Annotated in this window: 23 protein-coding genes and 1 riboswitch; of the genes, 17 read left to right on the forward strand and 6 right to left on the reverse strand. The window is 52.8% G+C overall.

Features of this window, described 5'->3' with window-relative positions:
- Positions 1-158: 158 nt before the first annotated feature.
- Positions 159-959, forward strand: a complete 801-nt coding sequence (locus RJP21_RS02355; protein WP_310857930.1) for a zinc ribbon domain-containing protein — start codon at positions 159-161, stop codon at positions 957-959.
- A gap of 73 nt (positions 960-1,032) precedes the next feature.
- The gene (locus RJP21_RS02360) at positions 1,033-1,836 is read left to right on the forward strand and encodes a TrmB family transcriptional regulator (protein WP_310857931.1); all 804 of its coding nucleotides are present in this window, start codon (positions 1,033-1,035) and stop codon (positions 1,834-1,836) included.
- Between the two features lie 88 nt (positions 1,837-1,924).
- On the opposite strand, the gene RJP21_RS02365 is transcribed toward RJP21_RS02360, so the two are convergent.
- Complete coding sequence (locus RJP21_RS02365) at positions 1,925-2,575, reverse strand: NUDIX hydrolase (RefSeq protein WP_310857932.1); 651 nt, start codon at positions 2,573-2,575, stop codon at positions 1,925-1,927.
- Between the two features lie 75 nt (positions 2,576-2,650).
- Here RJP21_RS02365 and RJP21_RS02370 point away from each other — a divergent pair, with 75 nt between their 5' ends.
- The gene (locus RJP21_RS02370; RefSeq protein WP_160038939.1) at positions 2,651-2,956 is read left to right on the forward strand and encodes a hypothetical protein; all 306 of its coding nucleotides are present in this window, start codon (positions 2,651-2,653) and stop codon (positions 2,954-2,956) included.
- A gap of 39 nt (positions 2,957-2,995) precedes the next feature.
- On the opposite strand, the gene mscL is transcribed toward RJP21_RS02370, so the two are convergent.
- Positions 2,996-3,481: a large-conductance mechanosensitive channel protein MscL gene (mscL, locus tag RJP21_RS02375; RefSeq protein WP_310857933.1), complete on the reverse strand. Its 486-nt coding sequence runs from the start codon at positions 3,479-3,481 to the stop codon at positions 2,996-2,998.
- A gap of 189 nt (positions 3,482-3,670) precedes the next feature.
- Positions 3,671-3,770: riboswitch (purine riboswitch) on the forward strand.
- 219 nt (positions 3,771-3,989) lie between these two features.
- On the opposite strand from mscL, the gene RJP21_RS02380 reads away from it, so the two are divergent.
- Positions 3,990-4,559, forward strand: a complete 570-nt coding sequence (locus RJP21_RS02380) for a xanthine phosphoribosyltransferase (protein ID WP_160038935.1) — start codon at positions 3,990-3,992, stop codon at positions 4,557-4,559.
- A 78-nt stretch (positions 4,560-4,637) separates the two neighbouring features.
- Positions 4,638-5,978, forward strand: coding sequence for a nucleobase:cation symporter-2 family protein (locus RJP21_RS02385; protein WP_310857934.1), 1,341 nt, complete (start codon positions 4,638-4,640; stop codon positions 5,976-5,978).
- A 155-nt stretch (positions 5,979-6,133) separates the two neighbouring features.
- Here RJP21_RS02385 and RJP21_RS02390 read toward each other — a convergent pair whose 3' ends face one another.
- The 4 genes from RJP21_RS02390 to RJP21_RS02405 all read right to left on the reverse strand — a co-directional run bounded on the left by RJP21_RS02390 (position 6,134) and on the right by RJP21_RS02405 (position 8,952).
- The gene (locus RJP21_RS02390; RefSeq protein WP_310857935.1) at positions 6,134-7,030 is read right to left on the reverse strand and encodes a diacylglycerol/lipid kinase family protein; all 897 of its coding nucleotides are present in this window, start codon (positions 7,028-7,030) and stop codon (positions 6,134-6,136) included.
- Between the two features lie 101 nt (positions 7,031-7,131).
- Positions 7,132-7,473 (reverse strand): DUF4870 domain-containing protein, encoded by a 342-nt coding sequence (locus RJP21_RS02395; protein ID WP_160038930.1) that lies wholly within the window; start codon positions 7,471-7,473, stop codon positions 7,132-7,134.
- A 118-nt stretch (positions 7,474-7,591) separates the two neighbouring features.
- Positions 7,592-7,876: a transposase gene (locus RJP21_RS02400; RefSeq protein WP_160038928.1), complete on the reverse strand. Its 285-nt coding sequence runs from the start codon at positions 7,874-7,876 to the stop codon at positions 7,592-7,594.
- Between the two features lie 56 nt (positions 7,877-7,932).
- Positions 7,933-8,952 (reverse strand): serine hydrolase domain-containing protein, encoded by a 1,020-nt coding sequence (locus RJP21_RS02405; RefSeq protein WP_310857936.1) that lies wholly within the window; start codon positions 8,950-8,952, stop codon positions 7,933-7,935.
- A gap of 399 nt (positions 8,953-9,351) precedes the next feature.
- On the opposite strand from RJP21_RS02405, the gene RJP21_RS02410 reads away from it, so the two are divergent.
- From RJP21_RS02410 to RJP21_RS02465, 12 genes are all read left to right on the forward strand, one after another.
- On the forward strand, positions 9,352-9,540 hold the full coding sequence (locus RJP21_RS02410) for a hypothetical protein (protein ID WP_036651115.1): 189 nt from the start codon (positions 9,352-9,354) through the stop codon (positions 9,538-9,540).
- Between the two features lie 170 nt (positions 9,541-9,710).
- Positions 9,711-10,460 (forward strand): type I methionyl aminopeptidase, encoded by a 750-nt coding sequence (map, locus tag RJP21_RS02415; RefSeq protein WP_310857937.1) that lies wholly within the window; start codon positions 9,711-9,713, stop codon positions 10,458-10,460.
- 393 nt (positions 10,461-10,853) lie between these two features.
- Positions 10,854-11,897 carry a cytochrome c oxidase subunit II gene (gene coxB / locus RJP21_RS02420; RefSeq protein ID WP_160038922.1) on the forward strand — a complete coding sequence of 348 codons (1,044 nt, stop codon included), beginning with the start codon at positions 10,854-10,856 and terminating at the stop codon, positions 11,895-11,897.
- A gap of 81 nt (positions 11,898-11,978) precedes the next feature.
- Positions 11,979-13,829: a cytochrome c oxidase subunit I gene (ctaD, locus tag RJP21_RS02425; RefSeq protein WP_310858121.1), complete on the forward strand. Its 1,851-nt coding sequence runs from the start codon at positions 11,979-11,981 to the stop codon at positions 13,827-13,829.
- The gene (locus RJP21_RS02430; protein WP_310857938.1) at positions 13,826-14,443 is read left to right on the forward strand and encodes a cytochrome c oxidase subunit 3; all 618 of its coding nucleotides are present in this window, start codon (positions 13,826-13,828) and stop codon (positions 14,441-14,443) included. Before ctaD ends, RJP21_RS02430 begins: the two co-directional genes overlap by 4 nt.
- 3 nt (positions 14,444-14,446) lie before the next feature.
- The gene (locus RJP21_RS02435; protein WP_310857939.1) at positions 14,447-14,767 is read left to right on the forward strand and encodes a cytochrome C oxidase subunit IV family protein; all 321 of its coding nucleotides are present in this window, start codon (positions 14,447-14,449) and stop codon (positions 14,765-14,767) included.
- 100 nt (positions 14,768-14,867) lie between these two features.
- Positions 14,868-15,776 carry a cytochrome c oxidase assembly factor CtaG gene (gene ctaG, locus RJP21_RS02440; RefSeq protein WP_310857940.1) on the forward strand — a complete coding sequence of 303 codons (909 nt, stop codon included), beginning with the start codon at positions 14,868-14,870 and terminating at the stop codon, positions 15,774-15,776.
- A gap of 33 nt (positions 15,777-15,809) precedes the next feature.
- Entirely contained in the window at positions 15,810-16,274 is a 465-nt protein-coding gene (locus tag RJP21_RS02445) for a DUF420 domain-containing protein (RefSeq protein ID WP_310857941.1), read from the forward strand.
- 296 nt (positions 16,275-16,570) lie between these two features.
- Positions 16,571-17,449: a DUF4850 domain-containing protein gene (locus tag RJP21_RS02450; RefSeq protein WP_310857942.1), complete on the forward strand. Its 879-nt coding sequence runs from the start codon at positions 16,571-16,573 to the stop codon at positions 17,447-17,449.
- 243 nt (positions 17,450-17,692) lie between these two features.
- A complete protein-coding gene (locus RJP21_RS02455; protein WP_310857943.1) occupies positions 17,693-18,412 on the forward strand; it encodes a hypothetical protein in 720 nt (239 codons plus the stop codon).
- A gap of 93 nt (positions 18,413-18,505) precedes the next feature.
- Positions 18,506-18,916, forward strand: coding sequence for a GntR family transcriptional regulator (locus tag RJP21_RS02460; RefSeq protein WP_310857944.1), 411 nt, complete (start codon positions 18,506-18,508; stop codon positions 18,914-18,916).
- Positions 18,917-19,831 carry an ATP-binding cassette domain-containing protein gene (locus RJP21_RS02465; protein WP_310857945.1) on the forward strand — a complete coding sequence of 305 codons (915 nt, stop codon included), beginning with the start codon at positions 18,917-18,919 and terminating at the stop codon, positions 19,829-19,831. It begins immediately after the preceding gene.

Below are 19,831 nucleotides of genomic sequence, written 5' to 3' on the forward strand. Positions count from 1 at the left end.
GAGAAGGCGAAAGAAGAGTCTTTTCGTACATTTCACAGCATAGGCGAGGCATGGTATCTTTGTAGCATAAGGTTTTTTTGTTGAATGGGTTTTTGCGATTTATAAAAACGACTATTAAAATACATGGGATGATCACTTGGAAACTGGAGGAGAAATCAATGAAAATTTTGCAGAGGCTTAAGGATGGGGCAAACCGTGCGACGGAAAAGGCCCAGGGAGCGGTTGAAATCAGTAAGCTGAACAGCCAAATTGCCGATATCGAAAAAGATATGGAGCTTCATTTTATCGAAATGGGGCGCGTTTTTTATGAAGGCTACAGCGAAGAGGACATGACGCTGGCGGAAAAAGAGATGCTTAAGCATTGCAAAGCCTGCGACGAATTGCAGGAGGAGATCGAACAGCTTCGGGCCCGGGTGGCGGAACTGAAAAACGAAAAGCTGTGCAAATGCGGCCGTACGGTGGCGCTCGATGCCAATTTCTGCCCTGCCTGCGGCAGAAGCCTGAAGGGAGAAGCGCCTGTGGAAGCGCGCGGCGAAAGCCGCAAACCGCAGACGGCCTCGTTCGAAGACGAAGATTACGGCGAAACCAAAATTTACAGGGAGCCGATCGTCAAGGAAGAGGATGACGTTGAATTCGAGCTGGCGTTCGACAGGGAAGAGGTCGGCGCTGCGTCGGAGCGTCTGTACGATTTTCCGGGAGGCAAGGACTGGAGAGAGCCGGAAGACGAAGAGATCTTTGCGGATGAGCGGGAACGCCGTCAAGCGGAGGAACTGGAGCGGGAGCGGGAACGCCAGATGGAGCTGGACCAGCGGATTCGCTTCTGGAAAGAAAACAATGACGGAAACGCCGAAGCAGGAGCCGGCCAATCCCAGCGCGATACGGTCAAATGCCAAATTTGCCGTGCCGATCTGCCGAAGGGGTCGAAATGGTGCCCACGCTGCGGCGCGGAACAAATTTAACGCAGGTTAAAGTTAATTATATAAATCATTCAATGACTAAAGTAAGGGTTTGGCAGCTTGGGAGGACAGAAGAATGGAACAATTGCTACAGCATCTGCGGAATTTGAACTTCACCGAAATGGAAGCAAAAATTATGGTGGAGTTGGCCGGCAAAGGCCCTTCCTCAGGTTACGAGGTGGCAAAAGGGCTCGGCGTTTCCAGATCCAACGTATACGCCGCCCTGCAGCGCCTTGCGCAGCATGGATTTTTGCGCCGAAGCGCCGGGGAGCCGGTCCGCTACAGTATGCTGAAGCCCGAAGAGCTGACGCGGATGATCTCCGGACAGGTCAAGGAGTCGCTTGCTTTTATCGAGACGAGAATGCCGCGGGTGGAATCGGATCAACAACCGTTTTATAGCGTGGAGGGCGACCGGAATGTGCTGGAAATGCTGAATCGCGAGATGGAGCGGGCCGAGCACGAAATCGTCGTCGACGTCTGGCGCGAAGAAGCGGCGCTTGTCAGGAACGGCCTGGAGGAAGCTGAAGGACGCGGCGTGAAGCTGCTCTGGTCCTGCATGAACGAGGAGACGGCCAACCGTCCCCTTCCATGGATGTCGTTCGGGCAGCGGAAGGACGGGGCCGCGCCGGGGCGCCGGTTTTCGTTCGTCATCGACCGCCGCTGGTGCATGCTGGGCATGCGGGGGGAGGACAGCACGACGCAAGGGCTGGTCACGGAGCATCCGGTGATGGTGGAGCTGCTGCTGAATCATTTTACGCAGGAAATGGTGCTCTACGAGCTGGAGCAGGATATCGGCGAAGAGCTGTCGGAACGTTACGGTCCGCGGTATGAGCGGATTTACGACAAATACGTCGGGCCGGAAAATCCGAAGGACGCCTAACAGAAAAACGTTCTTGAAGTTCATAGATTCAGGTAAAAGAAAAAGGACGCCGCCCGGCGCCCTTTTGTTTCATCGTTTTGCAGCTCGCTCAGGTGGCGTGAGGCTGCAGATTTTTTAATTTTTTGAACACATGGAGATAATCGTCATATTTATGCGGCACGAATTGATGTATGCTTAACGTAGCGGCGACCATCTCCGGAGCGGATTGCCCTTCGCGGGATGATGCAATGCCTGCAGCAGAGATGGAGTCCTTTTTGCCTTCGAACAGCGCAATGGCGTCGTCCAGCCGGGTTTCGTACAGACCCGCGACCTCCTCTTCCTGCAAACGGTACGCGGTCAGCGGCACATTGAGCAGAAGCGCGTAAACGAAGCATTTTTCCCGGTCGATGAACGACTTGCCGCCGGCCGTGCCCGTCGCGAAATGATCGATCGTCCCGAGGGAGGTCAGCTGGTCCATCCGGACGGGAATGCCGAGCTCCTCCTCGACTTCGCGGACGGCATCTTCGACGGTTTCCCCCGCGGAAAGATGACCTGCTGCCGTAATGTCGAAGCGGCCCGGAAAGGTATCCTTGGTGTTTTGCCGCTTTTGAAACAAAATGCAGCGCCCTTCCGGCGTATCCCTGACGATCCAGCAGTGGAAGGAATGATGGAGATAACCCTTGGCATGCACTTCATCCCGGGGCGCGGTACCGATCTTGCGGTCCTGTTCGTCATAAATATCGAATAATTCCTGGCTCATGGTTGGAAACCACCTCCGGGTTCTGATAAGTGGATCAACGTATGACATTGATAGTATAAAAAAGGAGAGAACGACATGGAATGCATCGTCCGTTTTGAAGTCAAGTGCGGCCAGGAAACCAAGCGGCTGCGCGGGCTGCTTTTCGTCGACAAAGGCAAAAAGCCGGATACCGGGCAGCTGATCGACATGTTTAAGGACATGAATTACCACGTGGCGCTGGCGGATCCCGACAAACTGCTGTTTACGCCCACGGCGGCCGGCCAGAAGTTCGACCACATTCGGGTCATCGAGCTGGACACCGGGGAAGCCAAATACACCGAAGACCGGGATTTGAAAAAAGTCATCACCACGTTGATGCCGCAAAGACCGCTCGGCTTGTAAGCCGGCGGTTTCCCATATGGCGGCGCCGAAGGAACGGCTCTACCCGCGTTCCGGCTCGGCGTCGAGAACCGAAGTGCAGTGCCCGCAGCGGGTGGCGGCCAAAGGAATCTCGGATAAGCAATACGGGCATTCCTTCGTCGTTTTTTCCGGCTCCTCCTGCTCTTTTTTCTCCCGTTTCAGCCAGTTGATGCCTTTAACGAGCAAGAAAATACAAAAAGCCACGATCAGGAAATCGAGCACGACGTTGATGAACTGGCCGATCGCGATAACCGGCGCGCCGATTGTTTTGGCTTCAGCCAGCGTGTGTATGGGTTTTCCGTTCAGCGTTAGATTTGGCTTCAGCGGAATGATCAGTTCGCCGAAACTTACGCCCCCCAAAAGCAGCCCGATCGGCGGCATAACGATATCGTTGACGATCGACGTGACGATTTTGCCGAAAGCGCCCCCGATAATGACGCCGACCGCCAGGTCAACCACGTTGCCGCGAACTGCAAACTCCTTGAATTCTTTTATAAAGCCTTTCAAAGCGTTTCCCCTCCGATTCTTCGAATCTATCTACTCTTTCAGTATGGAACATGCCTCTAAAGTATAAACGAGATTTGCGGCGAAATCAGCAGAATCGGCCGTTTTTTTGCGTTTTTTCGCGTTCTCCATCAAATACCTCTTTCTTTTTGGCCCGGTTTTGCGGTATACTTCATGCATTGTCTATATATTTTCGTGTTTTCACAGGTTTCTCGTATATGTGCAGGAATGGGCCTGCATGTCTCTACCCGATCACCGGAATGATCGGACTACGGGAATAACAAGCGGTCCGGGCTAACGTCCGGCGTCTTTTCGTTTGTTTACCGTAAGTCCGCACAGTTTCGCGTTCTGCCAGGACATGGCAGTTCCCGGAAGAGGCGGGCTTTTTTCGTCATTTAAACGTCGGAATTTTGCAAAATTCGCCTGATTGCCGACACACCCGGCCGATCCGCATGGAGCGTCCGTTGACGTATTTGCAAAAGGCTTTAAGAAATTTGGAGGGAGAAAAACAATGCAGCTGTTGAAGGAAAAAGTATTAAATGAGGGGATCGTGCTCAGCAATCAAGTGCTCAAGGTCGATTCGTTCCTGAATCATCAAATGGATCCGGTGCTTATGAAGGAAGTCGGGAAAGAATTCAAACGGTTGTTTGCGGGGCAAAAAATCGACCGCGTCCTGACGATCGAATCCTCGGGCATCGCGCCGGGCATCATGACCGCGCTTGAGCTGGAGGTGCCGCTCATTTTTGCCCGCAAGCAAAAATCGCTGACGCTTCGGGAGGACATTTACGTGGAAAAAGTATTTTCCTTCACGAAGCAGGAAACGAACGAAATTACCGTCTCCCGCAAGTTTATCCAGCCTGGGGAACGCGTGTTGATCATCGACGATTTTTTGGCGAACGGAGAAGCGGCTTTTGGTCTGGCGCGCATCGTGGAGCAGGCCGGGGCGGAAGTCGCCGGCATCGGGATCGTGATCGAAAAGGCGTTCCAGCCGGGCGGCCGCCTGCTGAAGGAAGCCGGTTACCATGTCGAATCGCTCGTCAGAATCGCCGCCCTCGACAACGGCAAGGTTACGTTTGCGTAAGGAAAGCCTAAAATATTCGTGAGTTGGGTTGAGTCTTAAAAGACAATATAGAAAAAACTCGGGAGGAATGAATTCCGTATGGAACGGACGAAATTGAGAAATCCTTTCAAAACGTTCTCGTTGGGCATACAGCACGTGCTGGCCATGTATGCCGGCGCGGTCATCGTGCCAATGATCGTCGGGAACGCGCTCCACTTTACGACGGAGCAGTTGACTTACCTGATTTCGATCGATTTGATGGCCTGCGGCCTGGCAACGCTGCTTCAGGTATGGGGCAACAAATGGTTTGGCATCGGATTGCCGGTGATGCTCGGCTGCGCTTTCCAAGCGGTGTCGCCGATGATCGCCATCGGGTTGAAGGACGGCGTGTCCGCCATTTACGGCGCGATCATCGCATCGGGCCTGTTCGTCGTATTGTTTTCGGGATTGTTCGGCAAATTGATCGCCTTTTTCCCGCCGGTCGTAACCGGGTCCGTCGTTACGGTCATCGGAGTCACGCTGATTCCGGTCGCCCTGAACGATCTCGGCGGCGGGGACGCTGCGAAAGCGGCAGGGGAATTCGGAAGCCTGCTGAACCTCGGGCTCGGCTTCGGCGTGCTGCTGTTCATCGTTTTGATGAACCGCTTCGCCAAAGGTTTTATCCGATCCATTTCGGTTCTGATCGGCCTGATCATCGGCACCATCGTCGCGGCGATGGCCGGACATGTCGATTTGACGCCGCTGAAAGAAGCGAGCTGGTTCCATGCGGTCAGACCTTTTTATTTCGGAACGCCTACCTTCCATGCATCCGCGATCCTCACGATGATCCTGGTATCGATCGTCAGCATCGCGGAATCGACGGGCGTTTTTATGGCGCTCGGTAAAATCGTCGACAAGGACGTCTCCTCGAAGGACTTGGCGCGGGGCTATCGCGCCGAAGGTCTCGCCATCGTGCTCGGGGGACTGTTCAACTCCTTCCCGTACACGACGTATTCGCAAAACGTCGGCCTCGTCCAAATGAGCCGCGTGAAAACGAGAGACGTGATCGTGGTCGCCGGAGGAATTCTGATCGTCATCGGCTTTATTCCGAAAATCGCGGCGTTGACGCAGCTCGTTCCGACTTCCGTGCTGGGCGGGGCAATGGTGGCCTTGTTCGGCATGGTGGTATCCTCCGGCATCCGGATGCTGGGAGGACAGGTGGACCTGAACAAGTTCGAAAACCTGTTTATCATCGCCTGCTCGGTCGGGATGGGACTCGGCGTCAGCGTTCATCCCGAATTGTTTGCCGCCCTTCCGGACTGGGCCCGCATTCTTGTCGATAACGGCATCGTGGCCGGAAGCGTCACCGCCATCGTATTGAACCTGTTGTTTAACGGACTTAAAGGAAGTTCGCTCCCGAGCTCCAAGGACGCTGCCATAAAAGAAGGACATGCCGCATAAGCGGCTTGTCCTTTTTTTGAAGATATGTGTAAGTTTCGTAGCGATTGCTTCCTTATACCTTAAGGGGAATTTCGGCTAAGCGCGGTCGTCTTCTGTGAATGTACGTCGTTGGACGTTCGTTTTTCTTATCAACGATAATTACGGATTCGTACGAATTAAACGGCATACACCTGCAGGGCATTTGGCTGTACGGTAATGTCCAACGTCCCTTCGGACATGTTTTCTCCGTCGCCGAGCGCAAGCCGCAGCTGGTCGAATGCGACGGACACGGCTTTGCCGCGCAGAAACGTCACGAACGGAAGGCGGACATGCCGTCCGGTGAGCACCGTCGGAAACAGCCGCAGAAGCTGCAGCCGGGAACAGCCGTGCACGATGCAAACGTCGAGCTGTCCGTCGCCCGGATGGGCTTCCGGGCAAATATGCAGTCCGCCGCCGTAGCTTTTGACGTTGGAGACGGCCGTCAGCCAAGCGTTTTGGTACGTGCTTGTATTGCCGTCGCAGGTCACGGTGACGCCGCAGGGCTTAAAGGTCAGCAGCGTGTGCAGGATGCCGACAAGATAAGCGGCGCGGCCGACCCTGAAAACATTGCAAATCTTTTTGTAGAGGCTGGCGTTGACGTTTTCGGCCACCTGCGCGTCAAAACCGATGGCAAGCGCCGTCAGCGTCAGCCCGTTTGCGGTCGCGATCAGGTCGGCGGCTCGGGTTCGTCCCCCAAGCATGATGTCGAGGGCGGACAGCGGATCATGCGGAATGCCAAAGCCGCGGGCGGTATCATTTCCTGATCCGGCCGGAATGACGGCCAGCGGAATCCTGAATTCCTTTAGCACCGGCAGGACGCTGTGAATCGTGCCGTCGCCCCCGATGACGGCCACGCCAAGCCACGGCTCGGGTTCGGAAAGCATCGCGGCGATGACGTCCTCTGCGTGGCTCGAGCTTTCGGTAAATACGTAGCGGTAGCGTATCAAACGCGCGTCCAGAACAGCCCTGATCTTAATCCAGGCGCGGTAGCCTTGGCCGTTGCCCGCCTTTTTATTGATAACGAACAAATACATTGCTGTCTCCCCCAAGTCATCTCAAAGAACCTTTTGCTTTATTGTAAGAAGTATGAGGGCAAAAGGGAATCCCGAAAAATGACCCGGGGGCGAAGGGAAGTTTACAGGCGATGAAGCTGTTTTTCGGCCAAATCGCCGATCCACGGCAGCTTCAGCCATTTTCCCTGCAACGAGGCGAATAGAAGGACGATCCACATCACGAGCGTTAAAATGGACAGCAGTCCGGCAATGAGCGGTCCGATCAGGGGGATAAAGCCGCATAGCGCATGGGCGATCATGACGGCGCCGAAGGCGAGTACCGATTGCAGGGCATGGAACATGACGAAACGGCTTCGCTTCTCCAAGGCGAGGAATACGATGCCGCCGATAAAAGCGAACAAGTAACAAAGCGAGGCGGCGATATTTTCGGGTAGGCCCGTCGACGATTTGAAAAAAGGGGACATGGTTTGCACACTCCTTGTCTTCTCGCGGGATGGTTGTATTAAACATATGTCCGGCTGAGACAAGTTATGAAGCAAACAGGCGAAAAGCATCCTGGAAGCAGGATGCTTTTCCTTATGGTTATTGCGGGTCCCCGCCTTGTTGTTGTCTGCGCGGATGCGTAATTTTTCCAATCTTGTCGGTGTCGTCTTCTTTGGGCACCAGGCGAGGATCCGTCCGGCCTTCGTGATGGTTGTCGAAAAGAAATTCACTCAGCTGCCATTCGGTCGTCCCGAGCATCGGGTCCGAAGGAAAGTCATCGCCCCGGTGCAGCACTTCTTCGCGGCCCCATTCATTGGTGTATACCCCGTCCACTTCTACCTCCTCGCGGGAGATCGGCAGCATGGCCTTGTCTTTATTTTTCATGAATAAGTCCTCCTTCGTCGCTGTTGAAATGTTGCTGTAATCGCAGGCAGGCTTTTTTAAGTTTCCCTGACGGGAGCGGGATTATCCTGCGCGAAAGGCTGGTCGACGGCTCCCAGAACAAATTCCTGAAGGAGCGGACGCGGATTTTTCCAGCGGCTTACCTTGCTGTCCGCCGTAAACACGACAACGGCTTCCTTTTCGGGGAACAGGTACAACTGCTGTCCGCCGTGCCCATGCGCGCAGCTGAACGTTTGGCCGTTCATTTTGCCGCACCACCAGCCGAACCCGTAATCGCCGAAAGCAGGATATCCCTCGACCTGGGGCCGAAGCGCCTGGGAAAGCCAGGAGGCAGGTATGACCTGCTTGTCCTCCCATCTTCCCCCTTGAAGGCAGCACATGCCGAACTTGACCAAATCGCGTGACGTAAGAAACAGGCCGACATGCCCCATGCTGTGGTTTTCCGGACTGGCTAGCCAGGCCGAACGTTTAATGCCCAGCGGTTCGAACAAATTCTTTTTGGCAAAAGCGTACGCGTCCATCCCCGTGCACTCGCTCAAAATGACCGACAGCAGATGCGTATCGATGCTGCGGTATTGAAAACGGCCGACCATATCGGGAACAACGGGCAGGGAAAGGGCAAAAGCCGTCCAGCGTTTGCCGCGATGCAGCCGCCGAATGAAAGGTTCCCCGAGCTTTTTGCCTGTTTGCCAGGCGAGTCCGGTGGTCATCGTGAGCAGCCTGCGCAAGGTCAAAGACCGCTGCAAGGCAGGATCCACATCTTGGAGGGCATAATGCCGGATCAGTCCGAGCAGCGGCTCGTCCAGACCGGGCAGCAGCCCGTGTCCGGATGCGATTCCGATTAAGACGGAGGTGAAACTTTTGGTCGCGGACCGGAGGTCGTTTAGCGACTCGGCGGCATGACCGTTATAGTATTTTTCGTACACGAGCTTTCCGCTCCGGGTGACCAGGAAGCTCCGCATTTTCGGGAAAGCTTCGATTATTTTTGCGTCGGCTTGGTCGAGCAAGCAGGCGTTGCGGCCCGTTTCGCCCAAATGGGAAGCGGTCGACGGCGGCATTGGGATCACCTCCATAAGCCAGATGGTATCTCATATACTGCTACCCTTATTATGAACTTAACCCGATCTGCCGATGATTAATTAGACAAGGATTTTTAAGCACGTCTTCGCAGGCCTGAACGATTTTTTTAATATCGTTTGTCCAGCAGGTAAAAAACGTTAATCTATTCATTTTTTTGGAAAGCTGTTTTCCTCGAAAGAATATGATACAATGAAAGGAGTGATTCAGTTTACGCTTTTACAGGGTATGTACCATTACAGATCCTTGAAGCGAGCAGCCGGGAGCGTTCAGCCCAAACCTAAATAACTGCATACGACTACTTCTTGATGTCAGGTAAGGTCTTTTCGGCATTCTCTTAATTGGAGCAATCCATTCAAGTGTCTTGGGAGGGAACTATCATGGCAACGAAAGGTCACAACGAAGTCAAAGAAAGTCTGCGGGAAATGACACGGATTTTCCGGCCAAAAGATCCGAAGAAATTTGTGAAGGAATATGTCCGGAAGTACCATATTATGGGAGGATACGAAGAGGAACTCACCTCGGTTGTAGAACATGAGCTGGGAAGAATGAATTCTTCCGTTTCTTAATCACTGGCAAAATCACTATTACACTCGCGAAAATCTTAACCGTATTCTGTGAATGAACTTCACGCCGAATACGGTTTTTTTTGTAGACCTGCTGCAGAATGCCCCTGTCGGCGCATATAGTGTACCATCCGATCCGGATGGCAGTATGCATAGGCGAAAGGAGCAGCAGCATGGAGATCCGTTTGAAAAGCAAGGAAGAAATCGGGTATATGCGCGAAGCAGGGCGCATTCTGTCCGCGTGCCACCGTGAAATTTCAAGGATGATCGCTCCGGGAGTCACTCCGCTTCAAATCGACGCCTTCGTCGAGGAATTTCTCGCAAAACAGGGCGCCGTTCCGGAGCAAAAAGGATACCGGGGGTTTCCATACGCGATCTGTTCTTCCGTCAATGATATCGTTTGCCACGGTTTTCCGACCGACGTTCCGCTGGCGGAAGGGGATGTCGTTACCATCGATATCGTCGTCAACAAAGACGGTTGGCTTGCCGATTCGGGCTGGAGCTACGGGGTGGGGAAGCTAAGCAGACCCCTGCAGAGGCTGATGCTGCGGACGGAGCAGGCGCTTTTTGCCGGCATCGATCAAGCCAGGGTCGGCCAAACCATCGGCGATATCGGGTATGCGATCGAAAAATGCGCGAAAAAGGGCCGGTTCGGCGTCGCCAGGCCGCTCGGGGGTCATGGCATCGGAATGCATTTGCACGAGCCGCCGGACGTGCCCAGCTACGGCAGGCGCGGGGATGGAGTCCGCCTAGTCGAAGGCATGGTCATTACGGTGGAGCCGCTCTTCACGCTGGGCTCCACGGGAGCCGTTTTATGGGAAGGCGACGGCTGGACCATCCGGACGGCGGACGGCACCTGCGGCGTGCAGTTCGAACATACGGTCGCGGTGACAGCGGAAGGGCCGTACATTTTAACCGCTTAAGAAGCCGGAGAGGCTTCTTTTTTTTTGCCGTGTTGAAATTTGACGATTTGGTGACAAGTTCATGAACGCAAACGCCGATAAATATGAATGAAAGGAATGAAAAATGGGTATACGAAAAGGGAATGGTAAGGTTGCAAACCGGAGGGAGGAACGGGGGGGAGAGCGTGGTCGAAAACGATTGCAAATGCTTGCGTGGCGCGACTTTCGGGACTTTTCGAACAATTTGTGAACTAGGTCAGAATCATTGACAAAATATTACCTTAAACTTATATTAAATAGGTGATTGTTTTAGTTGACAGTAGCATTTCATCCGTTATTGCACAGGTATGAACCGCGCATAGCATGTTTCTTGAAGGCGGGCGCCTGTGAAAAAGTACAAAGTGGGGTAGATCAATGATGAAACGGTGGCAGGCTGTAAAGCGACTTCTTCCCTTGCTCGCAGTGTTTTCTCTGCTTTTAGCCGGGTGCGGCCGCGAGGACTTGTCGGCATTACGACCACAGGGGCCTGTGGCGGAAGGACAGTACGATTTGATGAAGCTCTCGATCACGATCATGATCGTCGTCCTGATCGTCGTGTTTGCAATTGCGGTATACGTTTTGATTAAGTTCCGCAGGAAAAAGGGACAAACGGAAGTACCGAAACAAGTGGAAGGAAACTTCAAACTGGAGGTTATCTGGACGGTTATTCCGCTTATCTTGGTATTTATTCTCGCCGTTCCGACCGTTCAAAAGATTTTTGCCTTTGGCGACGATCATTACAACGATAAGAATTCCTTGCAGGTGAAGGTCACTTCGCACCAATACTGGTGGGAGTTCGAATACCCGCAATATGGCGTGAAAACCGCCCAGGAACTGATGATCCCAACAGGCAAAAACGTGGCCGTCGAACTCAAAACGGCAGACGTTCTTCACTCCTTCTGGGTGCCGTCCTTATCCGGTAAAATGGACACGAACCCGGACGGAACGATCAACAGGTTCGCTTTCAGCACAAACAAAGAAGGAGTCTACCGCGGTAAATGTGCCGAGCTTTGCGGCGCTTCGCACGGTCTGATGGAATTCAAGGTCAAGGCGGTAAGTCCGGAATCTTTCAAAAATTGGGTGACCGCGATGAAAGCGCCTGCGGTTCTGCCTAAAGACCAAGCTTTGGCCGAAACGTTCAAAAAATCTTGCTTGTCTTGCCATGCTGTAGGTGACCAAGGCGGTCCGGTGGGCCCGAACCTTACCGGCATCGGTTCGCGTGAATCTGTTGCGGGTATCTTGCTGAACGAAGGTCAAGACGGAGGCAAACCGGTTAAGGAAAACCTCAAAACATGGCTTGAAGATCCGCAAGCCGTGAAACCGGGCAACAAAATGCCAGCTCCAAAGGATTTGGGTCTGACAGACGAACAAATCGATGGCATTGCCGATTACTTGGCTAACTACAAGTTGAATTACTAAGCGATATCAACAGCAAGATTTTTATAAGAGGGGGTACCAACCTTGGCTCATGCTCATAGTGTCAAGCGCCATAAGGGCTTGATGGATTGGCTGACGACAGTCGACCATAAGAAAATAGCCATTCTTTATTTGCTGGCCGGCGGTTTGTTTTTCGCGATCGGCGGTATCGAAGCGATTCTGATCCGGCTGCAGCTGATTAAGCCGATGAATGATTTCGTCTCGGCGCAAACCTTTAACGAATTGATTACGATGCACGGAACGACGATGATCTTCTTGGGCGTTATGCCTGTCATCTTTGCGCTGATGAACGCGGTTATTCCGTTGCAAATCGGGGCGCGGGACGTTGCGTTTCCGTTTCTGAACTCTCTTGGCTTCTGGACATTCCTGTTCGGCGGCTTGCTCCTTAACCTGAGCTGGATTATGGGTGGAGCTCCAGATGCGGGCTGGACAGCATATACCCCGCTATCGACAAATACTTACAGCACGTCGCACGGCGTCGACTTTTATACCGTCGGTCTTCAGATTGCCGGTCTCGGTACGCTGATCGGGGGCATCAACTTCCTGGCGACCATCATCACGATGCGCGCGCCTGGCATGTCCTTCATGAGAATGCCGATGTTTACGTGGACGTCCTTCATTACGTCCGCCATGATTTTGTTTGCATTCCCTGCCATTACGGTAGGTCTGGTATTGCTTTCGTTCGACCGGATTTTGGGCGCCAATTTCTTCGAAGTCGCCAATGGCGGTAACCCCGTTCTTTGGCAGCATATCTTCTGGATCTTTGGTCACCCTGAAGTGTATATCCTCATCCTGCCGGCATTCGGCGTCATTTCCGAGGTTATACCGACATTCGCGCGGAAACGTCTTTTCGGTTACAGCTCGATGGTATTCGCCACGATCCTGATCGCTTTCCTGGGCTTCATGGTTTGGGCGCACCACATGTTCACGACAGGCCTCGGCCCGGTAGCGAACGCGCTGTTCTCGATTGCGACGATGCTCATCGCCGTGCCTACGGGTATTAAGATCTTTAACTGGCTGTTTACGATGTGGGGCGGTCAAATCCGTTTCACGAGCCCGAACCTGTTTGCGATCGGATTCATTCCGACGTTCGTTATGGGTGGGGTAACCGGGGTTATGCTGGCATCGGCTCCCGCCGACTTCCAGTTCCACGACACGTATTTCGTCGTTGCCCACTTCCACTACGTTATCGTAGGCGGTCTCGTATCCGGCCTGCTTGCGGGTCTGCATTACTGGTGGCCGAAAATGTTCGGCCGCATGCTGAACGAAACGCTCGGCAAAATTTCTTTCTGGTTCTTTATCATCGGTTTCCATCTGACGTTCTTTGTACAGCACTTCCTGGGCTTGATGGGTATGCAGCGCCGCGTATTCACGTACCTGCCTAACCAGCATTTCGACACGTTGAACCTGGTAAGTACGATCGGCGCCATCCTGATGGGCATCGGCATCCTTGTCTTCCTGATCAACGCGTTTGCGACTGCGGCGAAGCCGAAAGGCGTTGCCAATGATCCGTGGGAAGACGGACGTACGCTGGAATGGACCATCGCGTCCCCGCCGGCGGAATACAACTTCAAGCAAATTCCGCTCGTACGCGGCATCGATGCTTTCTGGAAAGAAAAAATGGCCGGCAACAAAGAGATGACGCCTGCGGAACCGCTCGGTCCGATTCACATGCCGTCGCCAACGATTTTGCCTTTCGTCATGTCCGTCGGCATTTTCATTGCCGGTCTGGGATTCATGTTCAGCAAAGAACAGTTCTCGAATTCTTTTATGAGCTTTATTTTCAACAATTGGATCGTTGTTATTATCGGTTTGGTCATCACTTTCGGTTCCATGCTGCTTCGTTCCTTGTATGACGATCACGGCTGGCACATCGAAGTAGAAGAGCTGGAGGAAGAGGGGGTAAAAGCATGAGTGCAACGCATACAGAAGGCGCTTTGCCGCACGAACCGGAAAAGGCGACGTTAGAAGGCCGCAATAAAGTGCTCGGCTTCTGGCTCTTCCTTGGCGGAGAGGCCGTGTTGTTCGGTACCCTGTTCGCGACTTTCCTTGCGCTTCGCAATCAAACGAATGAAGGTCCAACCGCAAGCGAGCTTTTCCAACTGCCGATGACGGCGGCAGCGACATTGATCCTGCTCGTCAGCAGCTTGACCAGCGTGTTCGCCGTACAGGCGATGCACCGCCACAAGGTCGCTGCGCTTCGCGTATGGCTGGCCATTACGGTGCTTTTGGGCCTGGGCTTTCTTTTCCTTGAGATTTACGAGTTTGCCGAATACGTCAATGCCGAGAAATTCGGCATGACGACCAGTGCATTCAGTTCGGCGTTTTATACGCTTGTCGGTTTCCACGGCGCACACGTTGCGTTCGGGGTGCTCTGGATTTCCATTCTGATTGGACAGCTCTTTAAAAAAGGTTTGACGGTCGTAACGGCGCCGAAGGTTTATGTGTCGGCCATTTACTGGCACTTTATCGACGTCGTTTGGGTATTCATCTTTACGGTCGTTTACCTGCTCGGGAAGGTGGGCTAAGATATGACGACAGATCATCAGGCGAATCATGGCATCGTGAAGCACAGCGAGCGCCATGAAGGACCTCAGAAGCATATCATCGTTTTCATTTTCTCCATCATTCTGACAGCCATTGCCTTCGCGGCCGTCATGGCCGGTGGAGTCAACGCGGCGTTTACCGTGCTGCTGCTCCTGGTTATGGCAGTGCTTCAGGTTCTGGTGCAAATGGGTTACTGGATGCACTTGAAAGACCGGGGACATATGATCCCCATCATCTTTATGATCGGTGGATTTTTCGTAGCCGGTACAGCCATCGTGACGGCATTGTACTGGGTTTGGTGGTAAAATAGATAAAGAGGCGGGCTAACTTGCCCCCTCTTTTTTCAATGGAAGGCAGTTGTCACAAATTCGACAGAACTGATACCGCTTGAGAGGAGGTTTTTACATGCTGGGGTTAGAATATTTTAGCTTTAGCGAATTGTTTAGTCCGCTGTTTCTGGCGTTTATGCTGCTCGTAACGGCCGCATATTTCGTCGTGATCGGACCGCTTAGCGAGAGGTTTGCAGGCAGCGAACCCGTCCCATTAAGCAAAAAAATCAGCTTCGTTTGCGGTATGCTGGTTTTATACCTTGCTCAAGGCGGTCCAATCAGTCTGCTCGGGCATTTGATGTTTACGTTCCATATGACGACGATGGCATTCTCCTATTTGGTGGCGCCGCCGCTTTTAATGATGGGGATTCCGACATGGTTGTGGAGAGCGATTTTGAAGGTGAACCCGTTCAAGAAGCTTGGCTTTTTGGCCCGGCCGATCGTGGCCGCGATTGTGTTTAACGGGTTGTTTTCTTTCTATCATTTCCCGGCGATCCATGACTATGTCATGCTGCATTTTGCCGTGCACCGTCTTTATTATCTGGTGCTGTTTATCGCCGCGATCCTGATGTGGTGGACGCTGATCAATCCGCTGCCGGAAAAGGACAAAACGTCGGGGCTTGCCAAAACCGGCTTTATTTTCCTGAACATGGTGCTTCTGACGCCGGCCTGCGGTTTGATCATTTTTTCGGCGAAGCCGATGTATGCCACGTTCAGCGATCCGAATGTATGGGCGGAGGCGATGGGATACTGCGTGTCCGGCGATCCGTCGAAGCTGCTGCAGGTGTTTGGCGGTCCGACCTTCTTTAACATCATGAGCACGAAAGTCGATCAGCAAGTAGGCGGCATCGTCATGAAGTTCATTCAGGAGTTTATTTTCGCATCGATGCTGGGGAGAGTATTTTTTCGCTGGTATCGTGCCGAGAATAAGGAAGAAGACATTACGCCCGCCGAGTTTAACGAGGGTTCATTGAACCGGGTGTAAGATGCCCGTTTTTGTGAGGTAAGGAGGATTTCGATGGATTTATATACGCTGATGCCGACGATCAGCACGTCGTTTATTGTCATCAGTGCGATTTTGGTGGCGATTGGCTGGGGGCTCATTATTAAAGGAAAACGCGAAGCCCATAAAAAAGTGATGATTCTCGGTGCCGTTGCGGCGCTCCTTTTTTTCATCATTTATGTATCCAGAACCGCATTCGTGGGAAACACTTCCTGGGGCGGATCGGATGAACTTAAAGTGTACTATCAAATCTTCCTCATCTTCCACATTACCCTTGCGACGGTCGCAGCGGTATTTGGGATTACGACGTTGGTGCTTGCATTCAGGGAGAAATTCTCGAAGCACCGGAAATGGGGAAGGGTAACGGCGACCATCTGGTTTATTACGGCCATTACGGGAGTTGTCGTTTATGTCCTGCTTTACGTATTGTATCCGGGCGGACATACGAAGCCGGTTTGGGACGTTATTTTGGGAGCTTAGAAGAGAGATTTGCATGGGCATGCATAAACATCAGAGGCCTTTTCAGTCTACCTGGGGATTTTTCCAAATCCCGTTAACATGCAGGTATACCGAAAAGGTCTTTTTGTTTTTGCGGCTACATATTAGTATTTGTGCGCTTTTTCGCGGGTGCCGGACGACATCGGTAAGGGGTGAGTGCAGCCATACGGATCGATAAAGAAGAAAATTAAAAAAATGATAACTTTATGGTTCCTGATTACGTCTAAAGAGTATATGGGTGAAACTCCAAATCACTAAAAAGAAGGTCCGGGATCCACATGAAACGAAACGGCATAACAACATCGGGAAGCATGAGAGGAAGGCTGTTTATTTTGACGGTTGCCGTCGTGATCATCCTGCTCTGCACAACATCGCTCACGGGCCCCGGCTCGATGTCGGCGGATGAGCAGCATGGTCAAGGCCAAAACCATCAAGTTCAGGAACCGACTCCAGGCGAAGGAGCGGACCTGGGCGCAGACGAAACGGGATCCGGAAGCGTTAACCAGCCGGCCACCGTCCAATGCGGCGTATTAAAGCTGGATCAGCCTGGAGGCATCGGCCAAATTCCGCTGTACTGCATTTCGGGAACATTTTACGGCGGATTTACGCCTCCGAATGTTCCGCATACGGATTTGCCCACATTGCGAGGGGTATCCCTTCCGGTGTCGGAATTGACGCGTTGGGGAGCGTTTTTCCTGAACGGGGGCAGCAATCACGGTTATCTTCTCTTGGCTCCGCGCCATTGGAAGGTGGTCACGGCGGATATCGGTATGAACGGCTCGGTTAAAATCGAAATGCAGGACCCGTCCGATCCGCTCATTCGCGCGACGTATTTGGATACGGGCTCCTGCGGAGGATGCGCCACCCAATTGATCGGCAGTTATTTTCCGGACATGAGGGCATGGGCGGAGGAACAGGGGATGACTCCGGACACGCTGACATTCGAAAAACGGTCGGTGGTGAACGAACATATCGTGCAATATCGCCTGCACAAGGATGCCGCAGCTTATCGGAAGTACGGGGCGGCATACCGGTTTCAGGGCCAGGACGATAACAGGTTCACGATGCTGGAGGTTGAGGCGCCTGAACCACGCATGAAGGACGTGGAGAGCATGCTTGATTTTTTTGCCAAATATCCGACTGCCTTGGTATATTAACAATCGGCGAATATACTTTGCACTGCAAGGTCTGGAACCCGTCATGACGGCTTCCGGGCCTTTTTTGTGCTGTAAAATTTTCCACCATTTTTGCAAAAGGCCTATTGCCAGAACGTGCATCACCCTATATACTGTGTATAAAGATATACACAGTAAGCACAGTTCATGTGACTATACACACCTGAGATGATTGAATAATTAGACCTGACGGGAAAGTCCGGACGGGAGCGGGGGAGAGCCGTTTTGGAAAACGCGAGAAAAGCTTGGTACATCATGCAGAAAGATCTGAGAAGCGAGAAAAAATATCTGGTTTGGTCCATCGTGTATGCCGTCTATATGGCGGTCATGGTGGGGACGGCGGTTCGAGGGCAGATGGATGCGCCTGAATTTGTCAGCCCGGTGACCGACGGCTTGTTCATGCTGTTCATTCCGATGCTGGGATTTTATTTCTCCCGAAGGTCCTTTAAATATTTGAGCGAGGATTCGTATACGCAAATGCTGGCGTATTTCAGAGCATTGCCGATCCCGGATCGGGTCATCATCCTTTATCGGCTGCTGCAGATGTTTATGGCTTTTATCTTCAACGGCATCATCTTTTTCGGCTTGATGTATTGGGTCGCCGAACCGATGCGGAGCGGGATGTCATTGGCAGGTTATCTGGCTTTTTCGCTGACGTGGATCGGTTACGGGCTGGCGTTGTCGGGGCCGTACATGTATTTTGAATTTTCAAACCACGGGAAAGCGTATTTCCGGGCGACGCTTATTTTGTTTGCCGGAGCGATCGTGGCGGCGATTGTCATCAAGATATGCGGAGGGAACATGCTTCTTTATTCGGTCGAAACGGCAACGCGCTGGAAGCTGCTTTCTCCCTTGATGTGGGTCATGTTCGCGGCGGCGGCGGCTAGCCTGGCCGCATTTACGAAGTTGACGCTCCGTACGCTTCGCAGCAGGGATCTGGTGTAAACCGCGCAGCGAAAGATTGATTATGGCTGACGGCCAACAAGTCCGCAAAAGCGGCGGCGTACTGACCGGGAAGCAAGAGGTGAGGTGCAAAAGGTGTGGATTCCAATACAATTAAATGAAAACAGCGCTGAACCGCTTTATCATCAGATCGAATCCCAATTAAGATCGCTGATCATCAGCGGGCAAATCAAGGAGGGAACCCTATTGCCGTCGATCAGGGAATTTGCGGGCGGACTGAATTGCAGCGTCATCACCGTCCGCCGGGTGTATCAGGATTTGGAGAGTGAAGGGCTGCTGCGAACGAAGCAGGGGACCGGGACGTTTGTCGCCAAGGTCGGCGATGCTGAGCGGGAAACGTTCAGACGTGAAGCGGTGGAGGAAGCGCTAATCTCGGCGGTGGACATTGGCCTATCCGTCAAATGCGAAGAGGAAGAGCTTAAGCGGATGTTTTTGGCCATTTTGCATAGAAAATATCATCCGGACGGGAAGGAAGGTGAAGCATAAATGGAACAGGCGGCAATCGAACTGAAGGGCGTCGAGAAAAAAATGCGGCAGAAGCTGGTCGGACCCATCAACCTGAAGCTGCCGAAAGGTTACGTCATCGGGCTGATCGGGGAAAACGGCTCAGGCAAAAGCACGCTCATTCATATGATGTTGAAAATCGTCCATCCCGACCGGGGCGCCATTTCCTGGTTCGGCGAAAATTATCCCCATGAAATTCCGCAGCCTGTCCGGCGCCAAATCGGGTTTGTGTCGGAAAAATCAAGCAGCGAAGAGAACAATTTGACCGCGGAGGAAGCGGCGGAGTTTCGGGCGGAGTGGTACCCTGAGTGGGATCAGACGTATTTCGAGGAGCTGCTCGGAAAGTTCAAAGTGCCACGGAATATCAAATTGAAAATGATGTCCAAAGGAGAACGGCGCAAATACGAAATAGCCGCTGCGCTCGCACCGCGGCCGAAGCTTCTGCTCCTTGACGAACCCTCCTCCGGGCTGGATCCGTTTGCCTGGAAACTGATGATCGACGAGCTCCGTCAGTTTATGGAATCAGGGGAAGCCACCATTTTGCTGTCGACCCATATCGTCGATGAGATCAAACGCCTGGCGGATTACGTGGTGCTTCTCCATCACGGCAAACTGCACGGCGTGGCGGAAAAAGACAGCCTGATGGACAACTGGAAAGAGCTTTGGGTCAGCGGCAGCGCCGATCTTGCTGAGGATTTGCCCGGAATCATTCAGGTTCAGCAGGAAATCCAGGGCGTGGTGCGCATAATTACGACGGAGTGTATGCGGACGGAGCAGATTTTGCATGACTCGGGCATTTCGGTGTTAAAGACGAGATCGCTTGAGCTTGACGAAATATTAAGCCTGTGGCTAAAAGGGCATCTGCCTGCGGGAATGCAGTCAGGGAAAGGGGATTAA

The organism is Paenibacillus sp. VCA1 (genome assembly GCF_031583795.1).
Taxonomy (GTDB): domain Bacteria; phylum Bacillota; class Bacilli; order Paenibacillales; family Paenibacillaceae; genus Paenibacillus_AQ; species Paenibacillus_AQ albilobatus.